The 517-nt window shown below is 44.3% G+C and carries 1 protein-coding gene; it reads left to right on the plus strand.

Translation table 11 applies throughout. From position 1 onward, the window contains the following. Nucleotides 1-446, plus strand: a 446-nt coding sequence (locus R7Q11_RS29390; protein ID WP_225467370.1) for a prephenate dehydrogenase dimerization domain-containing protein, incomplete at its 5' end; no start/stop codon positions are given. Between the last annotated feature and the right edge of the window lie 71 nt (nucleotides 447-517).

The raw sequence follows: 517 nt of genomic DNA on the forward strand, positions 1-517 counted from the left end.
AACAGTTTGGTATTTGGGGCGCGAGCTTGTGTCAGATTGATGCGCAAGAGCACGACCATGGCATGACGTTAATCCAAGCGCTGCGCCACTTCACGTCATTTGCTTACGGAATGCACCTTAGCAAAGAGAACCCGAATATTGAGCAACTGTTGAAACTGAGCTCGCCAATTTATCGTCTTGAATTAGCAATGGTGGGGCGTCTGTTCGGTCAGGATCCAAATCTCTACGGTGACATCATTCTCGCATCGCAAGAGAACATCGATATGATCAAGCGTTTCCATCAACGCTTTGGGGAAGCGCTTGCGATTTTAGACAGCAAAGACAAGGCTAAATTTGTAGAAAGTTTTGAGCAGGTGAGTGATTGGTTTGGCCAATACTCTCAGCAATTTATGAACGAGAGCCAAAACTTACTGAAACAGGCGAATGACAATATCCATCGTGGATAATGTTATCCTCTTAAAAGAAAAGAGCAGCTCTAGGCTGCTCTTTCTATTTCAAGCGAATGACATCAGTTAAT

The organism is Vibrio sp. 970 (genome assembly GCF_033339075.1).